Here is a 3,279-nt window from a genome sequence, read left to right on the forward strand (position 1 = left end):
GACCGCGAGCGGGTGAGAAGCATAACACAGATGGGGCGGCATTGGTTGCGGTCAACGGCAAAAAGGCGGAGCAGCGCTGCTCCGCCCTCTTAACACTACCCCGAAACAGGACCGGACATCGTCTCATCCTGCTCTGGCGGGCAAGCCATCATTTTGCGGCCTTGACGGCCTCGGCGACCTTGTTCTTGCCCTTCATATCCCATGAGACACGGACTTTTTCACCGACCTGCAGGCCAGGATCCTTGAAGGTCTTGGAGAGCGTAAAAGACGATCCATCGTCGAGGACCAGACTCATGGCCGTTGCGTCAAAGGTCTTGATCGTTCCGGTGGTGTGCTTGACGGCGGCGAATGCCACCGAACCGGAAGCGAGAAGGGCAGCGGCGGCCGCCGAAACAATGATCTTGCGCATTGCGAAGTACTCCTGGAAGTGGGGCATCCCTCTCAATGAGGTGCCCCGCGTCGTCTGGGCCGTCCGGTCGCGTCGGGTCGCGGCTCGCTTTGTCTGACGCAATTCCGGTCGGAAAGCCGTTTCGCACTTTCCTGGAATTGCGCGCAGGCGAACCGCCGGCGCTTCCCGACCCGGCCCCACAAATAGGCCAGTCTTTTCAACGGCCTATTAGACGAAAAAGAAATTTTGCGCCGCACCGTGTGCCACATTCCATGCCCATTTCGAGCGAATGGGACATCAATGCGACTCACGCCGCGCTCACCATTTTGTTACGGCCAGCGAACCTCGGGCGGCAGGCTGGAGAGAATGGACGCGACATTGCCGCCGGTCTTCAGTCCGAAGATGGTGCCGCGATCGTGAAGGAGATTGAATTCGACATAGCGGCCGCGGCGGATGAGCTGTTCGTCACGGTCGCCATCGGTCCAGTTCTCGTTGAAGTTGGCGCGCACGAGGTGACCGTAGACGACGAGAAAGGAGCGGCCGACATCCTGGACGAAGTTGAAATCGGCATTCCAGCCGCCTTTGTCCTCGCCCGAATGCAGCCAGTCGAAAAAGATGCCGCCGGTGCCGCGCGGCTCGTTGCGGTGCGACAGATAGAAGTACTCGTCGCACCAGGCCTTGAATTTCGGGTAATCGGCGACCGCGGCATTCTTCTCGCAAGCGAATTGCATGGCGCGGTGGAAGGCGAGGGTATCAGGGTCGTCCTGGGTGCGGCGGCGATCGAGCACCGGTGTCAGATCGGCGCCGCCGCCGAACCATTGGCTGGAAGTGACCACCATGCGCGTGTTCATGTGCACGGCCGGAACGTTGGGATTCCACGGGTGCGCGATCAGCGAAATGCCGGATGCCCAGAAGCGTGGGTCTTCCTCGGCACCGGGCATCTGCTTCCTGAATTCGGGCGAGAACTCGCCATGGACGGTCGAAGTGTGGACGCCGACCTTTTCGAAGACGCGGCCGTGCATCATCGACATGGTGCCGCCGCCGCCGCGCCCCTCGTCACGTTCCCATGGCGTCTTCTCGAAGCGGCCGGGCGACCACGAGGCCAGCGGCCCGCCAAGGTCCTGCTCGATCTGCTCGAAGGTGGCGCAGATGCGTTCGCGCAGGGCCTCGAACCACAGCCGTGCCTTCATCTTCTTTTGTTCGATGTCGGCGGGCAGGCCTGCCGGTATTTCTGGTCGTTCCAAGTGCCGTCTCCGGTTGGGGCGGCGAGTCCCACAAATGACTCGTCTTTTGCCGGCGCGATCCCTAATCTCTTAAGGGCAAGGGTCAAGTCACTTTGGTTTTGCGCATGATCCTTTCCGAAACTCGATACCGATTTCGGGTCATGCGCCAGGTGCAAGGAGTTGTTTCGTGCGCACCCCGGCAAGACCGCCGCTGGATGGCCTGAAGAGAAGGCTCGACCAAAGCCGTGCCGAGCGCGTGCGTATGCCGCGTGACGGTTTCCTGCGCGAGACCTTCGTGCTGCCGCGCTCCGATGCGCGGCTCAAGGCCAAGGAATGGTTCGAGCGCTTTCCCAAGCAGGCCTACTGGACCGAGATCGAAAGCTGGTTCGAGCGGCCGGGCGACCTCATCGAGTTCACCATCAGGCGGTTGCCAGCGGCTGACTAGGATGTCCTCGAGAGAGGCGGAGCAACCAGCCTTCTTGCCCCTGTCCCCTCGCGCGCCAGCCGGTCGCCCTTGTTGCGCAGCGGGCATTTGTCGATTGACATGCAGCCGCAGCCGATGCAGTCGGTCAGCCCGTCGCGCAGTTTCTTCAACTGGGCGATCTTGTGATCGAGCCCGTCGCGCCAGGCGGTCGACAAAACGTTCCAGTCGTCGCGCGTCGGCGTGCGGCCTTCGGGCAGTGATTCAAGTGCGGCACCGATTTCGGCCAGCGAGATGCCGACCTCCTGTGCAACCTTGATGATCGCCACGCGCCGCAGCACATCGCGGCCGTAGCGGCGCTGGTTTCCCGCCGTACGGTGGCTGCGGATCAGGCCGCGGGCCTCATAGAAATGCAATGCCGACACCGCCACACCGCTGCGCATGGCGACCTGGCCGACCGTTAATTCCGTTATAGGCGCCATGTCTGATTTTCCGCCCCAATTTTTCCGCTTGACCTCAAGTTAAGTTGAGCTTGTAGCGAAGAAACCCTGGATGTGCAAACGAAGGAGAAGGCGATGTGCGCCTGGGTCAAGATGACGGGAGATGGAGTGCCGTTATCCGAGTTGCCGGACGGCTTCGCCCGCCACCATGGCGACGGAGAGCGCGACGTTGATGCTGCGCGCCGTACCCTGCATCGGGATGGTCAGCCGCGTATCAGCCGCCTGATGGACAGGATCCGGCACGCCTGCGGATTCCCGGCCAAACAGGAGTATGTCGCCTTCGGCGAAGATGAAGCTGGTGTAGGCCGTCGTGGCTTTGGTCGACAGCAGCACCAGCCGGCGCGAACCAGCCTTGCGCCATTCCTCGAAGGCGTGCCAGTCGACATGCCGGGTCAGGGCAGCCATTTCGAGGTAGTCCATGCCGGCGCGCTTGAGCGCTTTGTCGGAGAGCGGAAATCCGGCCGGTTCGATGATGTCGACGCCAAGTCCGAGGCACGCGGCGAAGCGCAGGATTGTTCCGGTGTTGCCGGCAATGTCAGGCTGGTAGAGCGCGATGCGGAGACGACAGTTCATTTCCGCGTCCTTCTAATAAGTGGCGGATCGGCCACAGCGGCCTGGCGGTTTTGGAAATTGCTGGACCTGCGGGTGGCCATTTTCTGCGAAGTCGGGTATACAACCAGCATTGTCAACCCGAACCGATGGAGGGGTAATTCATGATGAACATGCACATCCAGCGCCCCTCTCGTG

Annotated in this window: 5 protein-coding genes; 1 reads left to right on the plus strand and 4 read right to left on the minus strand. The window is 61.6% G+C overall.

Annotated features, from left to right (window positions below; genetic code table 11):
• Positions 1-148 precede the first annotated feature (148 nt).
• Both EOD15_RS31290 and hemF read right to left on the minus strand, forming a co-directional pair.
• Positions 149-409: a DUF1344 domain-containing protein gene (locus EOD15_RS31290; RefSeq protein ID WP_127320587.1), complete on the minus strand. Its 261-nt coding sequence runs from the start codon at positions 407-409 to the stop codon at positions 149-151.
• Between the two features lie 308 nt (positions 410-717).
• Entirely contained in the window at positions 718-1,632 is a 915-nt protein-coding gene (gene hemF / locus EOD15_RS31295) for an oxygen-dependent coproporphyrinogen oxidase (RefSeq protein WP_127320589.1), read from the minus strand.
• Positions 1,633-1,798: 166 nt separating this feature from the next.
• Here hemF and EOD15_RS31300 point away from each other — a divergent pair, with 166 nt between their 5' ends.
• Entirely contained in the window at positions 1,799-2,056 is a 258-nt protein-coding gene (locus EOD15_RS31300; RefSeq protein WP_127269425.1) for a hypothetical protein, read from the plus strand.
• Here the strand turns inward: EOD15_RS31300 and soxR are convergent.
• Entirely contained in the window at positions 2,053-2,514 is a 462-nt protein-coding gene (gene soxR, locus EOD15_RS31305; RefSeq protein ID WP_127320591.1) for a redox-sensitive transcriptional activator SoxR, read from the minus strand. The genes EOD15_RS31300 and soxR overlap by 4 nt on opposite strands.
• Positions 2,515-2,646: 132 nt before the next feature.
• The gene (locus tag EOD15_RS31310) at positions 2,647-3,105 is read right to left on the minus strand and encodes a tRNA (cytidine(34)-2'-O)-methyltransferase (protein ID WP_127320593.1); all 459 of its coding nucleotides are present in this window, start codon (positions 3,103-3,105) and stop codon (positions 2,647-2,649) included.
• Positions 3,106-3,279 lie beyond the last annotated feature (174 nt).

It is taken from the genome of Mesorhizobium sp. M7A.T.Ca.US.000.02.2.1 (assembly GCF_003996995.1).
Taxonomy (GTDB): Bacteria; Pseudomonadota; Alphaproteobacteria; order Rhizobiales; family Rhizobiaceae; genus Mesorhizobium.